This is a genomic window from Streptomyces sp. NPDC093071 (genome assembly GCF_044754545.1).
In the GTDB taxonomy this organism is placed as follows: domain Bacteria; phylum Actinomycetota; class Actinomycetes; order Streptomycetales; family Streptomycetaceae; genus Streptomyces.
The window spans coordinates 588,796-604,856 of sequence record NZ_JBIVPH010000003.1; the positions used below are offsets into that span (position 1 = coordinate 588,796).

Below are 16,061 nucleotides of genomic sequence, written 5' to 3' on the forward strand. Positions count from 1 at the left end.
ACCGGATCTTCCCCCCGGACGTCTGAGCTGCCATGCGGGGGACACACGGCATCCTGATCAGAAGAATCCTGACGGCCTTCGTCGCGCTGCTCGCGCTCCAGGCCGGCTCGCTCGTCGCACCGGCGTACGCCTGCGGCTGCGGCGCGATGGTCCCGGACGCGTCGCGGCGGATCGGTGTCGACCGCGAGGAGTCGGCCGTCCGCTGGGACGGGCGCACCGAGACGATCGTGATGCGCTTCCGCGTGCACGGGGACGCGGAGCGGGCGGCCTGGATCATGCCGGTGCCGAGCCGGGCCGACGTCTCCCTCGGCGACCCGGAGCTGTTCGACGAGATCGACCGGCTCTCCGCGCCCGAGCGGCGCGACCGCTTCTACTTCTGGCCGCGCGAGGACGACTGGCCGTTCGACACCGGTTACGGGGACGGGGCCGGGGCGGCGCCCGGCGCGGGCACGGGCGTCGGCGTCGTCGGACGCGAGCGGCTCGGCCCCTTCGACGTGGCCCGGCTGACCGCCACCGACCCGGACGCGCTCGGCGACTGGCTGCGTACGAACGGCTTCGACCTGCCCGACCGGCTGACCGGCGCGCTCCGGCCGTACGTCGAGCGGAAGTGGGAGTACGTCGCGGTCCGCCTCGCGCCCGAGAAGGAGGGCGCCGTCCTCCGGGGCGAGCTGACCCCGCTGCGGATCGCCTTCGCCTCGACCGAGCTGGTCTATCCGATGCGGTTGTCGCGGCTCGCGCGGACCCCCCAGACCCTCGGCCTGGCCGTCCTCTCCGACCACCGGATGGAGCCCCGCTCCGCCATCGGCGGCGACCGGCCCGAGGTGACCTTCGCGGGGCGGATCGAGCGGCCCGAAGGCGCGGTGGCCGCGCTCGCGGGCGACCGGCCGGTGCATCTGACGGTCCTGGAGCAGGAGTTCCCGCACCCGGGGCGGATCGACGACGACCACCACCTGCGGCGGGTCGCGGACACCCCGTACCGCGAAGTGATCTACACCGACCGGCTGCTGACCGTCGCCGGGGGGGTCCCCGTCTGGCTCCTGACGGTGGGCGGCGGGGCGCTGCTCGCGGCGGTGGCGACGCTCCTGGCCGTACGGGCGTCACGACGCCGCCGGACCCCCGCGGCAGGTGTACGTTCGACCGCATGACCACCTCGCAATGGACCGACGTCGACGCCTACTTCACCGAACTGCTGGCCCCGGACGACGAGGCGCTGTCCGCCGCGCTGACCGCCTCGACGGCGGCCGGACTGCCGGAGATCGCCGTCGCCCCCAACCAGGGCAAGCTGCTCCACCTCCTCGCCCGGGTGCAGGGCGCGCGGAACATCCTGGAGATCGGCACCCTCGGCGGCTACAGCACGATCTGGCTGGCCCGCGCGCTGCCCGCCGACGGGCGCCTGGTCACCCTGGAGTACGACCCGGCGCACGCGGACGTCGCCCGCTCCAACATCGCCCGCGCCGGCCTCGACGAGGTCGTCGAGGTCCGCACGGGCGCGGCCCTGGACAGCCTGCCGAAGCTGGAGGCGGAGGGCGTCGGCCCCTTCGACTTCGTCTTCATCGACGCGGACAAGGTCAACAACCCGCGGTACGTGGAGTGGGCCCTGAAGCTCTCCCGGCCGGGCACGGTGATCGTCGTCGACAACGTGGTGCGGGGCGGCAAGGTCGCCACCGACCACCCGGACGACCCGGCCGTCACCGGCACCCGCGAGATGTTCGACCTGGTCGCCCGTGAACCGCGCCTGGACGCGACGGCGTTCCAGACGGTCGGCACGAAGGGCTATGACGGCCTGCTGGTCGCCCGCGTGGTGTCCTAGCCCCCGGTGGACGGCGCGCTCCGCCGCCACCCCGTGAAGAGCGGCAGCTCCCCTTCGGCGTCGAGGACGACGACGCCGAAGGGCCGGTCGAAGGCGATCCGCTCCACCCTCTCGTGACGGGGCGGGGCCGCGCTCCGGGCCATCCTGACCTGGGTGACGGCCGCCGCCTCGACGCCCTCCTCGGCGACCTCGACCAGCGCCTCCTGCACGACTTCGTCGACGTAGAGGTCCTCCGGGGAGAGCCCGGAGAAGTCGGCCCCGGGACGCAGGGCCAGATCGAGCCCGAGCGCCGCCAGGTGCGCGTTGGCCTCGGTCCTCGTACGGAGGGTGAAGCGCGGCAGGAGGAGGTCGACCGCATCGGCGCCGAGCGGCTCCCGGTCCCCGGCCCAGGCGGCGGGCAGCACTTCGCCGGGCCCGGCCCCCTCCGCACCGAGCACGAACCGCACCCGGGCGGCCCGCTCCCCCGCGCAGGCCGGCTCCACGACGGTGACCCCGTCCACGGACCAGACCGAGGCGGACGGAATCCGCCGTCGCATGGTCGGTACGGACCGGGTGACGCCGTCCCCGTCGGTGAAGGGCTCGTCACGGGTGAGGCTCCGGGGGAAGGCGACGGCCCAAGACGCCCTCAGAGCAAGGGCGTTGAGCAGAACCAGCGCCTCGGAGCCGTCGAGCCCGAGCGGCAGCCCGTCGATCCGCCCGCCGGTGGCCTCCCGCACCCACGCGTCGAGCTCCTCCTGCGCGCCCCCGCCCAACTCCCCGAACCGCACGCCGGGCAGCCCCCGCCGGAACTCCTCGCGCACCGCCACCCGGGCCCACACCCCCGTGGCCACCGCGAGCCCGTCCGTCCCCGCGAGCCGCCGCCCGACCCCGGCCACGGCCCCGGCGGCCGCCTCCCCCTCGACCCCGAGCAGCCCCCGCAGCTCCTCGGCGGTCCGCCCCCGCGCCCCGACCGCCACGGCCCCGAGCGCCAGCCACAGCCCGACCGGCGAGACGACGAAGTCCCCGTCCCCGATCCGGGCCGGCCAGCGCGCGGCCAGGGTCCGTACCGTGTCCGCCCGGAGAACGGGGGGAGTGCGGGTCATATCCTGCCTCCATGAGCATCGTGAAGATCAACGTCCTGACCGTGCCGGCCGAGCAGCGCGAGGTCCTGGAGCAGCGGTTCGCCTCGCGGGCCGGGGCCGTGGAGGGGTCCGACGGGTTCGAGTGGTTCGAGCTGCTGCGCCCCCTGGAGGGCACCGACCAGTACCTGGTGTACACCCGCTGGCGCAGCGAGGAGGACTTCCAGAACTGGATGAACGGTTCCATGCGGGCCGCCCACCAGGGCGGCGGCGAGGGCGGCGAGCGGCCGAAGCCCGCCGCGTCCGGGTCGACCCTGTGGTCGTTCGAGGTCGTCCAGCAGGCCTCCCCCAAGAGCTGAGGCCCCGAGGGCCGAGACCCGGAGAAACCCGGGTGCGGCGGCGGTCGCGCGCGTCCCACAATGGCGCGCGTGACCTGGACCTTCTCCCCCGAGCGCGTCGACACCCCCGACGCCACCGCCCTGCGCCGCGACTACTACGACGAGGTCGCGAGCCGGTACTGGAAGCGGCCCGCGACGGCGGCCGAGATCGACGAGGGGCTGACGGACGACGGGGCCGGACTGCTCGCCCCGCCGACCGGGGACTTCCGGGTCGCCCGGTTCGGGGGCGAACCGGCCGGGTGCGGCGGGGTGCTCCTCCTCGAAGGGGACCGGGCCGAGCTGACCCGGATCTATCTGCGGCCCGCGTTCCGGGGCCGGGGCGGCGCCGGTCTCCTCCTGGACGCCCTGGAGGACGCGGCCCGCGCGCTCGGCGCCCGCCGGATGGTCCTCAACACGCGCCTGGACCTGATCGAGGCGCGGACCGTGTACGTCCGGCACGGGTACGCGGAGACACCGGCGTACTGCACGGGCCCGTACATGGACGTCTGGTACGGCAAGGAGCTGCTTCCGGCCGGGGCGGCGTGAAGGGCGGGGGCCCGGCCGTCATGGCGGGAAAGGTGGGAGGCGTGGGCGGGAATCCGCTCGTCGCAGCGGTGCTGAGCGGGGACGGGTGCGACGTCAGGAACCTGTTGGAGGACGGCGCGGACCCCGAGTCCGCCGACGAGCGGGGGACGTCCGTGCTCTGTCTGGCCGTCGCGGGGTTCAAGTCGCTGGTCGCCGGGCAGCTGAAGTACGCCGGTGCGGACGCGCTCCGCAGGCTGGACGACGGGAGCACCCCGCTGCTGCGGGCCGTCGACAGCGGCTCCGTCGGTCTCGTCCTCAGCCTGCTCGACGTGTCCCTGCTCGACGGGGCCGCCCGCGCCGAACTGCTGGCCCGTGCCCGGGAGTGGCACGAGAGGGGTCCGGTCGCCGTGCTGCGGGAGCGGACCGGCTCTCCCGGTCCGGTGGAGACCGTCCGGGTCCGGGACGGGGAGTGGTTCACCGAGTACCACGAGATCCGGCTCGGCGGGACGACCGTCCGCGACGGCCACACGGGGGTCCTCACCCTCTTGGAGAAGCACTTCGGGCTGCGCCCGGGCTTCGACGAGCTGGCCGCACGCGCGTGCGCGCTCGACCACCCCGACGGCGAGTACGCCTCCTGGTGGGAGATCACCTCCACCCTCGCCGAGCGGCAGGACGAGCGGACGTGGGAGGCCGCGGCGGCACTGCGGGCCCATCCCGATCCCCTGTACCGGCGCTTCGGCGCGGACGTCGTGGGTTTCCTCGACACCTGGGACCAGGAGTCCGACGACCCGACCCCTTTCGGGCGGCGCAATCTGGAGTTCTTCCTCGACTGGGCGGCGGAGGAGGAGCACCCGGAGGTCCTGGCGGAGGTCCTGGCCTGTCTGGGCGACCACGAGGACCCGAGGATCGAGCCCCTGGGACTCTCCCACCTCGCGCACCCCGACCCGCGGGTGCGCCGCGCGGTGCCCAAGCTCCTGGAGCGCCGGGCTCCGGGCGACCGGGGCGAGTGGGCTCACGCCACTCCCGAGGGGCTGGACGCCATGCTCGTCCTGGCCCGGGACCCCGACTCCGCCGTCCGCGGGCTCGTCGCGCACGACCTCGCGACGGGCGGCGATTCCGCGCCCGCCGTCGGGGACGCACTGGCCGGGCTCGTCGGTGACGAGGAGCAGACGACCCGTATCTGGGCGGTCTTCGGGCTGGCCGTGCGGGACGATCCGCGCTGTGTCGACGGCGCCGCCCGCGTGGGGCCCGTCGCCGAGTACGCCGCCTGGTCGTGGATCCTCGAGGCACCCGACCGGTACGAGCAGCGCAGGAGGGAACGGGCGGCGGCAGCGGCCGGGTGACGGGCGGCCACCGCGTCACGCGTTCACGCGTGGTGGTCGCGGGGCGGTTCCGACGTCCGGGGGCGTTCCGCGTCCGAGCCGCTGAGTTCGGCCGTCAGTTCCTCCACGAGTTTCACCAGGTCGGTGGGCCGTTCGGGTCCCCACCAGTCGCCGAGGAGTTCGGCGAGCGAGTCCTCCCGCGCCTTGGCGAGCCGGGTGGAGACCCGTACGCCCTCCTCGGTGAGGATCAGCTGGAGGCCCTCGCGGGTGACCAGGTGCCGTTCCTCCACCTGGCGGGAGGCCTCGGTGATCGCCCGCAGGGGTACGGGGGTGGTCTCGGCGAGCCGGGCGGGCTCGACGGTGCCGTGCCGGCGGATGCGGAGCAGCAGCCAGCTCGCGGCGGGCAGCAGGTCGAGCCCGGCGCGCTCGGTGATCTTCACGTAGACAGCCTTGCGGCCCTCGCGGGAGCCGAGGACGGACAGCGCGCGGGCGCACTCGTCGTACGAGGAGCGCTCGACCGGGTTGGAGGCCAGGGTCTGCGTGGTGTCGGGCGCGGTGACCGAGGTGCGGAGCCGGTCCTCCTTGAGGAACCAGGCGACGACGAAGGCGACGAGGACGACGGGCGACGCGTACAGGAAGACGTCGGTGATGGACGTGGCGTACGCGTGGAGCACGGAGGGGCGCAGTTCGGGCGGGAGCTGGGCGACGGCGCGCGGGTCGGCGGCGACCCGGTCGGGCCCGGTGCCGGGCGGGAGGGGTCCGGCGGCGGCGAAGACGTCCTCCAGTTTGGAGGTGAGCCGGTTGGTGAAGATCGTGCCGAAGACGGCGACGCCGAAGGACGCGCCGATGGAGCGGAAGAAGGTGGCTCCGGAGGTGGCGACGCCGAGGTCCTCGTAGGAGACGGCGTTCTGCACGACCAGGACGAGGACCTGCATGACCAGGCCGAGTCCGGCGCCGAAGACGAAGAAGTACGCGCTCATCTCCCAGGTGGAGCTGGTCTCCGTGAGCCGGTGGAGGAGGAGCAGGCCGATGGCGGTGAGGGCCGTTCCGGCGATGGGGAAGACCTTCCAGCGGCCGGTGCGGCTGACGACCTGGCCGGAGGCGGTCGAGGTGAGCAGCAGGCCGAGGACCATGGGCAGCATGTGGACGCCGGACATGGTCGGGGTGACGCCCTGCACCACCTGGAGGAAGGTCGGCAGGTAGGTCATCGCGCCGAACATCGCGAAGCCGACGACGAAGCTGATGACCGAGACGAGGGTGAAGGTCCGGATCCGGAAGAGCTTGAGCGGCAGCACGGGCTCGGCCGCCCGCCGCTCCACCCGCACGAACCAGACGAGGAGTACGGCTCCGAGGACGGCGAGGCCGATGATCTGCGGCGAGCCCCAGGCCCAGGTGGTGCCGCCGAGGGAGGCGACGAGGACCAGGCAGGTGGCGACCGAGGCGATGAGGAAGGTGCCGAGGTAGTCGATGGTGTGCCGCGTGGAGCGGACCGGGATGTGGAGCACGGCGGCGATCACGAAGAGGGCGACGATCCCGATCGGCAGGTTGATGTAGAAGACCCAGCGCCAGGAGAGGTGCTCGGTGAAGAGGCCGCCGAGGAGGGGGCCGAGGACGCTGGTGGCGCCGAAGACGGCGCCGAAGAGGCCCTGGTACTTGCCGCGCTCCCGGGGCGGGACGAGGTCGCCGACGATCGCCATGGACAGGACCATGAGCCCGCCGCCGCCGAGGCCCTGGACCGCGCGGAAGGCGATGAGCTGCGGCATGTTCTGGGCGATGCCGCAGAGGGCGGAGCCGATGAGGAAGATGACGATGGCCGACTGGAAGAGCTTCTTGCGCCCGTACTGGTCGCCGAGCTTGCCCCAGAGGGGGGTGGCGGCGGTGGACGCCAGCATGTAGGCGGTGACCACCCAGGAGAGGTGCTCCATGCCGCCGAGCTCGCTGACGATGGTCGGCAGGGCGGTGGAGACGATGGTCTGGTCGAGCGCGGCGAGCAGCATCCCGAGCAGCAGCGCGCCGATCGCGACGAGGACGGTGCTGTGGCGCTGCCCGTCCCCGGGCGCGGGGGCGCCGCCGGGCGGGGACGGGCGGAGGTCCTGGGCCATGGGCGTCTCCTCGGCGGGTCGGGGGCCTGTCGGGCGGCTCTTCTCCTGGGACGGCTTCTCCATCCTGATCCGAATGTCCGGTTATGGCCTGCGGAAGGGCACGCCTGTTCCCCCGCCGGGAGGGGGTGGGCTGCATAATCGCTCGCAGTTGTATCGGGGAGGGGACCCATCATGACCGGACACGTCTGTCCTGAATGCGGTGTACACAGACCTGGCTGCGCCTGCGCCCGGGCGGAACTGGCGGCGGCCGAGGACTTCGACCCGCTGCGGATCCGGCCGTACGTGACGCTGGACGCGCCGGAGGACGCGGAGGTGCCGGAGGGCACGGGGGCGGGAACTTACGGCGCGGGGGCGGGGGCGGGGGCGTACGGCGCAGGGACGGGGGCTTACGGCTCGGGAGCGGGGGCTCACGGCTCGGAGGCGGGGGCGTACGGCGCGGGGGGCGCCGACGCTGATCCGCCGACCGCCCGGCTGGCGGCGGTCCGCCCGGAGGAGCACCCCGGAGGCCACTCGGGAGGCCACCCGTACGGGTCCGGCGCCGAAGGCGACCCCTCCGAGACGATGCCGCTGCTGCTGCGCGGGGCCGGCGAGGTGCCGCCCCCGCCCGGTGGGGGCCGGTCGCGGGGCCGCAGGCGCGGCGCGGCGATCGCGGTGGTGGCCGCCGTCGCCGTGGCGGGCACGGCGGCCCTGGCGGCGGCCGCCCTCGGCGGCGGGAGCGGGACGGACGACCGGGCGGCCGTGCCCGAGGTGACGACCAGCGCGTCCCTGAACCTGTCCGTCTCCGAGGAGCCGTCCCCCTCTTCTTCCGGGAGCCCGGAGCCGACGTCGTCGTCCCCGACCCCGCACCGGACGTCCGCGTCGCCCTCGGCGCCCCCGTCCGCCACGGCCAGTCCCTCCGCCTCGGCCTCCGGGACCACCGCGAGCCCCGGCGCGTCGACCGGTCCGGCCGCCCCGCCCTCCGTCACGGCCTCGGCGTCGCCGACGACCGCGCCGTCGGCGACGAGCGCGGCGCCCCCACTGGCCCCGGAGGAGACGGAGGAGCCCGAGCAGGAGGTCGCCACCCTCAGCCACGGCGACCGGGGGCCCGAGGTGGAGGACCTCCAGCGGCGGCTGCGGGCCGCCTGGGTCTACTTCGGCCCCGTCGACGGCCACTACGGCAACAGGGTCCGGGAGGCCGTGGAGGAGTTCCAGCGCTGGCGTTCGATCCAGGGCGATCCGCTGGGCGTGTACGGGCCGAGCACGCGCGCGGTGCTGGAGCGGGAGCAGCCGGGGCACTGAACCGAGCGGAAGGGAAAGCCCGGGCGGCGGTCCCAGAGAAAGCCGGGCGGCGGCGGTCCCAGGATGCGGACTGGGAGCGGGCCGGTTGGCCAAGACCGCCCCCGGTTTTGTATCGTGGAAAAACAAAGTGGCCCCGCCCGCACTCCCTGACCGGTGGGCGGGTCCGCCTTGTTCTCCGCACCACCCCTTCTGGAGACCCGATGCCTGCCACCACCCCGGCAACGCTCACCGCCCGCGCCCTCCTCCTCGACATGGACGGCACCCTCGTCAACTCGGACGCCGTCGTCGAACGCTGCTGGCGCCGCTGGGCCGAGCGGCAGGGTCTCGACGGGGACGCCGTGATCCAGGTGGTCCACGGCCGCCAGGGGTACGCGACGATGGCCGTGCTCCTCCCGGACCGCCCGATGGAGCAGAACCACGCCGACAACCGGGTCATGCTCGCCGAGGAGACCGCCGACCTCGACGGGGTCGTGCCCGTCTCCGGCGCCCCCGCCTTCATGGCCGCGATCGCGGACCTGCCGCACGCCCTGGTGACCTCGGCGGACGAGGCCCTCGCCCAGGCGCGCATGGGGGCGGCCGCGCTGCGCGTGCCGGAGGCCCGGGTCACGGCGGAGAGCGTCGGGGCGAGCAAGCCGGATCCGGAGGGCTTCCTGAAGGGCGCGGCCGCGCTGGGGTTCTCCCCGGCGGACTGCGTGGTCTTCGAGGACTCCGAGGCCGGCATCCAGGCGGGCCGCGCGGCCGGGATGCGCGTCGTGGGCGTGGGCCCGCGCGCGGCGGCCTTCGCGCCGGACGCGTACGTGCCCGACCTCACCCACCTGCGGATCGAGGCGGCACCGAACGGCACGATCACCCTGACGACCGTGCCGTAACCCCCTCCCCCACAGCCCCGCTCGCGCGCGGCCGGACGACACTCCGGCCGCGCGCGAGCGCGTTCGGGAGCGGGGCGGGGCGGGGATACGGGGGCGGAGCGCGGACACCCTGAGGTACGAGTCCGAAGCGCGGACACCCTGAGACGCGGGGCCGAAGCGCGGGCGCACCGAAGTACGGCCCCGGGGAACGGACACCCCGAGGCGTACGGGTCCGGAGCGCGGGCGCTTCGGGGGGCGGACCCGGAGCGCGGGCGCCCCGAAGCACAGCTTCCAGCGCGGACGCCCTGAAGTACGGGTCCCGGGCGCGGGCACCTTGAAGCGCAGACCCGGAGCGCGGCCCCCGCAGCACAGGCACCCTGACGCACAGCCCCACAGCCCCACAGCGCGGACGCCCTGAATCGCAGGCTCAGAGCCCGCCCCCGCCGCGCGGGCTCCGGGACACGACCCCCGAACCGCCCCCTCCCGTCTCCCCCGCGCACGCAGCGCCCCGTACCCCCCGGGCGCTCCGCCCCCCAACCCCCGACCGCCGAGCGGAATCTGGCGCTCCGTCAGTACGCGCACACCCCTTGATGTGACGTGCTCATGTCGTCACCCTGTTACCTGGCGCACCCCGTACGGAAACCTGGCGCCGCCACGATGACCGGGCCGCCGCCCGGCGTCCCACGGGGACGGCCGCCAAGGCCCCCCACGTCAAGGGAGTTCACATGACCGTCCGCAACGTCTACGCGCGTCGACTCGCCGTGCTCGCCACCTCGGCCGCCCTCACCGTCACCGGCCTCCTCGCCACCGCGCCCGCCGCCCAGGCCGCCATGCCCACCCCGGTCAGCGCCGCGACCGCGCGCACCTACCTGGCCGCCCTCACGGTGAAGGCGGAAGGTTCCACCTCGGGTTACAGCCGGGACCTCTTCCCGCACTGGATCACCCAGTCCGGCGCCTGCAACACGCGCGAGACCGTGCTCAAGCGGGACGGCAAGAACGTCGTCACGAACTCCAGCTGTGCCGCCACCAGCGGCAGCTGGTACTCCGAGTACGACGGCGCCACCTGGACCGCCGCCTCGGACGTCGACATCGACCACATGGTCCCGCTCGCCGAGGCCTGGCGCTCCGGCGCCAACTCCTGGACCACCGCCCAGCGCCAGTCCTTCGCCAACGACCTGACCCGGCCGCAGCTCATAGCCGTCACGGACAACGTCAACCAGGCCAAGGGCGACCTCGACCCGGCGAAGTGGATGCCCTCGCGGACGGCCTACCGCTGCACGTACGTCAGGGCCTGGGTGCACGTGAAGTACCACTGGAACCTCAGCGTCGACTCCGCCGAGAAGAGCGCCCTGCAGTCCGCCCTCAACGGCTGCTGACACCGCCCCACTTGAAGAAACGTCACGGCGGGATTGCCGGGAAGTGAACACGTCCGCACACTTCCCGGTGGTCCGATGTTGAACTTGCAAGTACTAGTGAGGCAACCCTAACCTACGGTCTCATCGGTTCCGTCCCCCACCTCGTCCGCCGACGGACGAGGCCAGACCGAAGGAGTCCACCCCATGAGCACCACCAGCAATCCCGGCAACCCAGCCAAGACCGGAGAGACGGCCGCCACGAGCACCGGCACCGGCACCGGCACCGAGGGGACGGCCGGCCTCGTGGCCCGTCTGAACCAGGCCCAGCCGTACGCGCTCGGTCTCTTCCGGATAGTCGTCGGCCTGCTCTTCGCCTGCCACGGCGCCGCCTCGCTCTTCGGCGTCCTCGGCGGGGCCCACGGCGGCGGCACGGTCGAGACGGGCACCTGGCCCGGCTGGTACGCGGCGGTGATCCAGCTCGTCGCGGGCGGTCTGGTCCTGCTCGGCCTCGGCACCCGCAGCGCCGCCTTCCTCGCCTCGGGCTCGATGGCGTACGCGTACTTCAAGGTCCACCAGCCGGAGGCCCTCTTCCCGCTGCAGAACGGCGGCGAGCCCTCGGCCCTGTTCTGCTGGGTCTTCCTGCTGCTCGTCTTCACCGGCCCGGGCGCGCTGGCCCTGGACCGGCTCTTCGGAGCCGGGGCCCGGAACGGCGCGGCCGTGACGGCGCGGGAGAAGAAGACCGAGGAGCGCGAGGAGCAGGCCACGCCGGTCACGGCCTGAGCCCCCGGCCGAAGAGACGTACAGGATCGGGAGACTCCACAAGTCTCGGTGTCCTACCGGAAAGGACCGGTTTCCACAGCACGGATTCCGGCCTTTCCCGCACAGGGCGCGCGTCCGGTGCCGACCCCCGTACCGGACGGTTCCCTTCAGGTTCCCGCACGTTCCCGCACGTCCGAACACCGGCGCCGGACGGCCCCTCCGGGCGCCGGGGCCGGGCCGGGCACCCACCCGGCGGCGGGACCCCGATCCCGCGTAGGCTCTGGCCCTGTGAATCTGCTCGACAGCCTGGGCTCGCTGCGGTCGCTCACCGCCGGTCCATGGATCTACCCGGTGGTGGCGACGTCGATCCTGCTCGACGTCTTCCTGCCCGTGCTGCCGAGCGGTTTCCTGGTGATCACCGCGGCCACGGCGGCGACCGCCGCGACGGCCACCGCGTCCTCCCCGGACGTGCCGTCGCTCCTCCCCCTGCTCCTCTGCGCGGCCACGGCCTCGGTGCTCGGCGACTTCCTCGCGTACCGCCTGGCGCGCCGGGGCGGGGCCAGGCTGGACCGGGCGATAGCGCGCTCACGGCGCCTCACGGTGGCGCAGGAACGTCTCGGCACCGCGCTCGCCCGGGGCGGCGGACTGCTCGTGGTCCTCGCGCGCTTCGCCCCGGCGGGCCGCTCGGTGGTCTCGCTGGGCGCGGGCGCGGCGAAGCGGCGGAGCAAGGAGTTCCTGCCGTGGTCGGCACTCGCGGGCGTCGTCTGGGCGTCGTACAGCGTGGGGCTCGGCTGGCTGGGCGGTCAGTGGCTGGGCGCGACCTGGTTCAGCGCGGGGGTGTCGGCCCTCGCGCTCTTCCTGGCGGGCGGCCTCGCCGCGTACCTCATCCGGCGTCCGGCCGCGGCTCCGGCGCCCGCTTCCTGACCACGGGCGCGGACGCGGACGCGGTGCGCGGGTGGTCCCCGCCCGGATGCGTCCCGCGCGGGTGCGCCCCGCGCACCTCCAGGCCGTCGAGGAGTCTCGCGGTGGCCCCGGCGATCTCGTCCACGGCCCGCTCGAAGACCTCGCGGTTGTGGGCGGCGGGGGCGCGGAAGCCGGAGATCTTGCGGACGTACTGGAGGGCGGCGGCCCGGATGTCGTCCTCGGTCGCCTCCTCGGGGAGCACGGGCGGGCGGAGCGTCTTGATGCTGCGGCACATGCCTCCAGTGTGGCGCGCCCCACTGACAACCGCGCCGGCCCCGGGCCCTCGCCGCGCGCCCCTACGCCCCTACGTTCCGACGCCGCCGAGCCCGCGTCTGCTCCGTGCGTTGATCTCGGCCGTACGGGCCCGCAGCTCGTGCAGGGGCGTGGCGAGCTGGATGTCGACGGGCTCGGCGTCCCACTCGGTGCCGCCGTGGACGGCGCGGATGCGGAAGCGCCCGGAGACGCCGCCCACATAGAAACCGACCCGCCCGGTGGCGGTGTCACGGACGAGGTCACCGACCTCGGGCAGTGGCTGCACGCGTCCCCTCCGTCCCGGAACCTGAAGCATGGGGACACTCAGGGAAGCGCGGCGACCCGCCCCTGTCAACGTATCTCTAGAGATGTCCCCCGATGGATGGATCGACCGGTCGGGACGGCGTACACGTGTGCTTCCGCGTCGAGGGGTGCGCCGTAGGGTGTCCCGCAGATGAAGGGAGTGGTCCACCCGTGACTGACCAGGACAGCGCTCGACGGCCCAAGTACCAGCGGATCGCGGACGAGTTGAGGGCCGCGATCCGTTCGGGCGCCTTCGCGCCGGGCGACCGGCTCCCCGGCGAGAACGACCTCATGACGACCTACGAGGTGGCCCGGATGACGGCCCGGCAGGCCCTCTCGGTCCTGCGGTCCGAGGGGCTCGCGGAGGCGCGCAAGGGCGCCGGGGTCTTCGTCCGCGTCTTCCGTCCGCTGCGCCGCCGGGGCATCCCGCGCCTGGCGGGCGACCACTGGGGCGCCGGCCGCTCGGTCTGGTCGGCGGACGTGGAGGACCGGGACCTGGTGGTCGACCGGATCGAGGTGGGCGAGGCGGAGGCCGGCGCCCGGGTCGCGGAGGCGCTGAACCTGCCGCCGGGCGCGCCCGTCTGCGTCCGGAGCCGCCGGTTCGTCCTGGACGACCGGCCGGTGCTGCTCTCCGTCTCGTACCTCTCCGCCGAGCTGGTGCGCGGGACGCCGATCGCCGAACGGGACACGGGGCCGGGCGGCACGTACGCGCGCCTGGCGGAGCTGGGCCGGCGGCCGGTGCGCTTCCGGGAGGAGATCCGCTGCCGGATGCCGACGGCGGACGAGTCGGAGCGGCTGGCCCTGGAGCTCGGGACGCCGGTGGTCCTGATCGACCGTACGGCCTTCACGGAGGCGGGGGTGGCGGTGGAGCTGAACGAGATGACGCTGGACTCGTCCTCGTACGTCCTGGAGTACGACTTCGGCGCCTAGGGCCTGTCCGGCGGGCGGCCCGCGTCACGCGCCCGGCCGCGCGGGCGCCTCGATCCAGGCGTCCCGGTCCGCGCCGGGGACGAACCGCAGCCCGGGGTCGGCGTGGGCGATCTCCCCGGGGTACGCGGCGGCGGCGCGGGCGACGGCCTCGCCCGGCTCCGTACCCGGTCCGACGTGGGTGAGGACGAGGCGGCGGGCCCGGGCATCGGCGGCGCTCCGCCCGGCCTGCGCGGCCGCGTGGTGCCCCGGTCCCTCGCCGTCGGCCTCGCAGAGGAACAGGTCGCAGTCGCGGGCGAGTTCGACGAGGGCGGGGCAGGGCTCGCAGTCCCCGGAGTAGACGAGCGAGCGCCCCCGACCGTCCTCGACGCGCAGGGCGAAGGCGGGCGGGCCGCCGTGCTCGACGGCCCGGGAGCGGAGGGTGAGCCCGCCGATCCGGGCGACGTGCCCGTCGTACAGCTCCTCGACGGCGAAGGCCTTCTCGACGGGGCTGCGGACGGGCCCGTTGGTGAGGAAGCCGGCGAGGCGGTCGGCGGTGCCGGGCGGGCCGAGGAGCGGGAGGGGCAGGGGGAGGTCGAGCCCGGCGTACAGCAACGCGTAGTACGCGGTGAGGAGATCGGCGCTGTGGTCGGCGTGCAGGTGGGAGAGCCACACGGCGTCGAGGTCGCCGAGTGCGGTGTACCGCTGGAGCTCCGCGAGGGTGCCGGTCCCGGCGTCGACCCACACCCGCGCGCCGCCGCCCTCGACGAGGAAGCCGGAACAGGCGTTGCCCGGGCGGGGGTAGGGGGTGGCGGATCCGAGGACGGTGCACCGCAGGACGTCGCTGACCATGCGCCGACCCTAGAACAGCCGTACCCCTCCTGCCTCCGCTTTCCCGCAAGTTGTGCAGAGGAGGTGAAGGAGGTGCGTATCCTGTGTGCGCGCCGGGCCTCCATCGTCGGGGGTCCGGCAGAAATCGAGGGACATCCATGCTTCGTGCACGCACGCTCGCGGCCCTGACCGCGGCCGCCGCCTCCGGCGTCCTCCTGCTGCCCGCGCAGGCCCAGGCCGCCGGTTCGGTCCACCTGTACAAGATCTGGTACGACAGCCCCGGCACGGACAACCGGTCCACCGCCAGCCTCAACGGCGAGTACGTGCAGATACGCAACACGACCGGCGCGGCGGTCAACCTGCGGGGCTGGACGCTCACGGACGCGGCCAACCACAAGTACACCTTCGGGAACTTCACCCTGGGCAAGGGCAAGATCGTGACGGTCCGTACGGGCCGCGGCACGAACACCGCCGCGAACGTGTACCAGAACCGCGGGGCGTACGTCTGGAACAACGACCGGGACACGGCGACGCTGCGCAAGTCGAACGGCGCGAGCGTCGACACCTGCGCGTACAACTCGACGCGGGTGGACTACAAGTGGTGCTGAGGCGCCACCGCGCCTGAGGGTGCGGGCTCCGGAACCGCTCGGAGCCCGCGCCTACGGCTCTCCCTCCCCGGGTACGTCCCCGCCCCGGGCCCGCTCCACCTTCACGCTCTCGGCCCGAACGCTCTCGGCCCTGACGCTCTCCACGAGCACGCTCTCGGTGCGGGCGGCGGGAACCCCGGCCCGCACGTCGGAGTTGACCTGCCCGCCGAGCGTCATGACGTTCAGGGTGGCCGCGTTCTCGTTGGCGATGGCCTTCTCGACCCGGGCGACCAGCACGGAGAACGCCTCCCGCTTCGACAGGCCGCGATAGGGCCCCACCTTCGTCTCGAAGTAGACGCGCTCGTGCCCGAGGAGCTGCTCGGTCGAGCGGTAGTTCTTCCACTGCTCGCGGTACCGGTAGACGCTCTCCAGCGACACCGCGGCGACGACGACCACGCTCAGGACCGTGGCCGTGACCCGGGCGAAGCTCAGGTCCAGGTTCACGAACACCGGCACGAACGCCCCGCCGACGACGGACACGGTCCGCATCCGCAGGTGCATCGCCTTCATCCGGGTCGCCTTGGCGTCGTACCAGCCCTGGTACTGCTCGACCCGCGTCTCGATGTACCGCTGCGGCGTCATCTCGCCGCCCTGCGCGCCCTGTTCGGGCGCGTCCCCCACCTCAGCCATGCGGGGAGTAGACCCGCGCCCCGTCGCGTCCGTCAACTCCGCCCCGTTCCCTCCGGGCCCCGCCACGGGGTACGTTCCCCAAAACCCAACGCTTC

18 protein-coding genes are annotated in these 16,061 nt (G+C 74.0%); 12 read left to right on the top strand and 6 right to left on the bottom strand.

All coding sequences use genetic code 11. From position 1 onward, the window contains the following. The first annotated feature begins 32 nt into the window (after positions 1 to 32). The gene (locus tag ACIQD7_RS13970) at positions 33 to 1,145 is read left to right on the top strand and encodes a DUF2330 domain-containing protein (RefSeq protein ID WP_402441744.1); all 1,113 of its coding nucleotides are present in this window, start codon (positions 33 to 35) and stop codon (positions 1,143 to 1,145) included. Further along, a complete protein-coding gene (locus tag ACIQD7_RS13975) occupies positions 1,142 to 1,810 on the top strand; it encodes an O-methyltransferase (protein WP_402441745.1) in 669 nt (222 codons plus the stop codon). Before ACIQD7_RS13970 ends, ACIQD7_RS13975 begins: the two co-directional genes overlap by 4 nt. On the opposite strand, the gene ACIQD7_RS13980 is transcribed toward ACIQD7_RS13975, so the two are convergent. After that, positions 1,807 to 2,892, bottom strand: a complete 1,086-nt coding sequence (locus tag ACIQD7_RS13980) for a serpin family protein (RefSeq protein ID WP_402441746.1) — start codon at positions 2,890 to 2,892, stop codon at positions 1,807 to 1,809. The two genes, ACIQD7_RS13975 and ACIQD7_RS13980, sit on opposite strands and share 4 nt — an antisense overlap. Positions 2,893 to 2,903: 11 nt before the next feature. On the opposite strand from ACIQD7_RS13980, the gene ACIQD7_RS13985 reads away from it, so the two are divergent. The 3 genes from ACIQD7_RS13985 to ACIQD7_RS13995 are packed head-to-tail and all read left to right on the top strand — an operon-like array spanning position 2,904 to position 5,113. Beyond that, on the top strand, positions 2,904 to 3,227 hold the full coding sequence (locus ACIQD7_RS13985; protein ID WP_402441747.1) for an antibiotic biosynthesis monooxygenase family protein: 324 nt from the start codon (positions 2,904 to 2,906) through the stop codon (positions 3,225 to 3,227). 60 nt (positions 3,228 to 3,287) lie between these two features. Then, positions 3,288 to 3,791 carry a GNAT family N-acetyltransferase gene (locus ACIQD7_RS13990; RefSeq protein WP_402441748.1) on the top strand — a complete coding sequence of 168 codons (504 nt, stop codon included), beginning with the start codon at positions 3,288 to 3,290 and terminating at the stop codon, positions 3,789 to 3,791. Between the two features lie 41 nt (positions 3,792 to 3,832). Then, entirely contained in the window at positions 3,833 to 5,113 is a 1,281-nt protein-coding gene (locus ACIQD7_RS13995; protein ID WP_402441749.1) for a hypothetical protein, read from the top strand. Positions 5,114 to 5,136: 23 nt separating this feature from the next. Here ACIQD7_RS13995 and ACIQD7_RS14000 read toward each other — a convergent pair whose 3' ends face one another. Further along, positions 5,137 to 7,194, bottom strand: a complete 2,058-nt coding sequence (locus tag ACIQD7_RS14000) for a DHA2 family efflux MFS transporter permease subunit (protein ID WP_402441750.1) — start codon at positions 7,192 to 7,194, stop codon at positions 5,137 to 5,139. A gap of 561 nt (positions 7,195 to 7,755) precedes the next feature. Here ACIQD7_RS14000 and ACIQD7_RS14005 point away from each other — a divergent pair. The 5 genes from ACIQD7_RS14005 to ACIQD7_RS14025 all read left to right on the top strand — a co-directional run bounded on the left by ACIQD7_RS14005 (position 7,756) and on the right by ACIQD7_RS14025 (position 12,358). Further along, positions 7,756 to 8,472, top strand: coding sequence for a peptidoglycan-binding protein (locus ACIQD7_RS14005; RefSeq protein WP_402441751.1), 717 nt, complete (start codon positions 7,756 to 7,758; stop codon positions 8,470 to 8,472). Between the two features lie 200 nt (positions 8,473 to 8,672). Further along, positions 8,673 to 9,341: an HAD-IA family hydrolase gene (locus ACIQD7_RS14010; RefSeq protein WP_402441752.1), complete on the top strand. Its 669-nt coding sequence runs from the start codon at positions 8,673 to 8,675 to the stop codon at positions 9,339 to 9,341. A gap of 704 nt (positions 9,342 to 10,045) precedes the next feature. Beyond that, positions 10,046 to 10,696 carry an HNH endonuclease family protein gene (locus ACIQD7_RS14015; RefSeq protein ID WP_351972643.1) on the top strand — a complete coding sequence of 217 codons (651 nt, stop codon included), beginning with the start codon at positions 10,046 to 10,048 and terminating at the stop codon, positions 10,694 to 10,696. A 183-nt stretch (positions 10,697 to 10,879) separates the two neighbouring features. Next, a complete protein-coding gene (locus tag ACIQD7_RS14020) occupies positions 10,880 to 11,455 on the top strand; it encodes a DoxX family protein (RefSeq protein ID WP_402441753.1) in 576 nt (191 codons plus the stop codon). 273 nt (positions 11,456 to 11,728) lie between these two features. Next, positions 11,729 to 12,358 carry a DedA family protein gene (locus ACIQD7_RS14025; RefSeq protein ID WP_402442343.1) on the top strand — a complete coding sequence of 210 codons (630 nt, stop codon included), beginning with the start codon at positions 11,729 to 11,731 and terminating at the stop codon, positions 12,356 to 12,358. Here ACIQD7_RS14025 and ACIQD7_RS14030 read toward each other — a convergent pair. Both ACIQD7_RS14030 and ACIQD7_RS14035 read right to left on the bottom strand, forming a co-directional pair. Beyond that, entirely contained in the window at positions 12,318 to 12,632 is a 315-nt protein-coding gene (locus ACIQD7_RS14030) for a DUF2277 domain-containing protein (protein WP_402441754.1), read from the bottom strand. The two genes, ACIQD7_RS14025 and ACIQD7_RS14030, sit on opposite strands and share 41 nt — an antisense overlap. A gap of 69 nt (positions 12,633 to 12,701) precedes the next feature. Further along, positions 12,702 to 12,935, bottom strand: coding sequence for a hypothetical protein (locus ACIQD7_RS14035; RefSeq protein WP_402441755.1), 234 nt, complete (start codon positions 12,933 to 12,935; stop codon positions 12,702 to 12,704). 188 nt (positions 12,936 to 13,123) lie between these two features. On the opposite strand from ACIQD7_RS14035, the gene ACIQD7_RS14040 reads away from it, so the two are divergent. Beyond that, positions 13,124 to 13,882 carry a GntR family transcriptional regulator gene (locus tag ACIQD7_RS14040; RefSeq protein ID WP_161371922.1) on the top strand — a complete coding sequence of 253 codons (759 nt, stop codon included), beginning with the start codon at positions 13,124 to 13,126 and terminating at the stop codon, positions 13,880 to 13,882. Between the two features lie 24 nt (positions 13,883 to 13,906). Here the strand turns inward: ACIQD7_RS14040 and ACIQD7_RS14045 are convergent, their stop codons facing one another. Continuing rightward, complete coding sequence (locus ACIQD7_RS14045; RefSeq protein WP_402441756.1) at positions 13,907 to 14,710, bottom strand: MBL fold metallo-hydrolase; 804 nt, start codon at positions 14,708 to 14,710, stop codon at positions 13,907 to 13,909. Positions 14,711 to 14,847: 137 nt separating this feature from the next. Between ACIQD7_RS14045 and ACIQD7_RS14050 the strand changes: the two genes are divergently transcribed. Then, positions 14,848 to 15,297 (top strand): lamin tail domain-containing protein, encoded by a 450-nt coding sequence (locus ACIQD7_RS14050; protein WP_402441757.1) that lies wholly within the window; start codon positions 14,848 to 14,850, stop codon positions 15,295 to 15,297. 51 nt (positions 15,298 to 15,348) lie between these two features. Here the strand turns inward: ACIQD7_RS14050 and ACIQD7_RS14055 are convergent, their stop codons facing one another. After that, positions 15,349 to 15,966, bottom strand: a complete 618-nt coding sequence (locus ACIQD7_RS14055; RefSeq protein ID WP_402441758.1) for a DUF4231 domain-containing protein — start codon at positions 15,964 to 15,966, stop codon at positions 15,349 to 15,351. Positions 15,967 to 16,061: the final 95 nt, after the last annotated feature.

What these genes read in the sequence shown, in the direction of transcription:
- ACIQD7_RS13975 (WP_402441745.1), top strand. Translation starts at nt 1,142, where the DNA reads ATGACCACCTCGCAATGGACCGACGTCGACGCCTACTTCACCGAACTG.
- ACIQD7_RS13980 (WP_402441746.1), bottom strand. Translation starts at nt 2,892, where the DNA reads ATGACCCGCACTCCCCCCGTTCTCCGGGCGGACACGGTACGGACCCTG.
- ACIQD7_RS14045 (WP_402441756.1), bottom strand. Translation starts at nt 14,710, where the DNA reads ATGGTCAGCGACGTCCTGCGGTGCACCGTCCTCGGATCCGCCACCCCC.
- ACIQD7_RS13985 (WP_402441747.1), top strand. Translation starts at nt 2,904, where the DNA reads ATGAGCATCGTGAAGATCAACGTCCTGACCGTGCCGGCCGAGCAGCGC.
- ACIQD7_RS13990 (WP_402441748.1), top strand. Translation starts at nt 3,288, where the DNA reads ATGGCGCGCGTGACCTGGACCTTCTCCCCCGAGCGCGTCGACACCCCC.
- ACIQD7_RS14050 (WP_402441757.1), top strand. Translation starts at nt 14,848, where the DNA reads ATGCTTCGTGCACGCACGCTCGCGGCCCTGACCGCGGCCGCCGCCTCC.
- ACIQD7_RS14055 (WP_402441758.1), bottom strand. Translation starts at nt 15,966, where the DNA reads ATGGCTGAGGTGGGGGACGCGCCCGAACAGGGCGCGCAGGGCGGCGAG.
- ACIQD7_RS14015 (WP_351972643.1), top strand. Translation starts at nt 10,046, where the DNA reads ATGACCGTCCGCAACGTCTACGCGCGTCGACTCGCCGTGCTCGCCACC.
- ACIQD7_RS14030 (WP_402441754.1), bottom strand. Translation starts at nt 12,632, where the DNA reads ATGTGCCGCAGCATCAAGACGCTCCGCCCGCCCGTGCTCCCCGAGGAG.
- ACIQD7_RS14020 (WP_402441753.1), top strand. Translation starts at nt 10,880, where the DNA reads ATGAGCACCACCAGCAATCCCGGCAACCCAGCCAAGACCGGAGAGACG.
- ACIQD7_RS13970 (WP_402441744.1), top strand. Translation starts at nt 33, where the DNA reads ATGCGGGGGACACACGGCATCCTGATCAGAAGAATCCTGACGGCCTTC.
- ACIQD7_RS14000 (WP_402441750.1), bottom strand. Translation starts at nt 7,194, where the DNA reads ATGGCCCAGGACCTCCGCCCGTCCCCGCCCGGCGGCGCCCCCGCGCCC.
- ACIQD7_RS14005 (WP_402441751.1), top strand. Translation starts at nt 7,756, where the DNA reads ATGCCGCTGCTGCTGCGCGGGGCCGGCGAGGTGCCGCCCCCGCCCGGT.
- ACIQD7_RS14010 (WP_402441752.1), top strand. Translation starts at nt 8,673, where the DNA reads ATGCCTGCCACCACCCCGGCAACGCTCACCGCCCGCGCCCTCCTCCTC.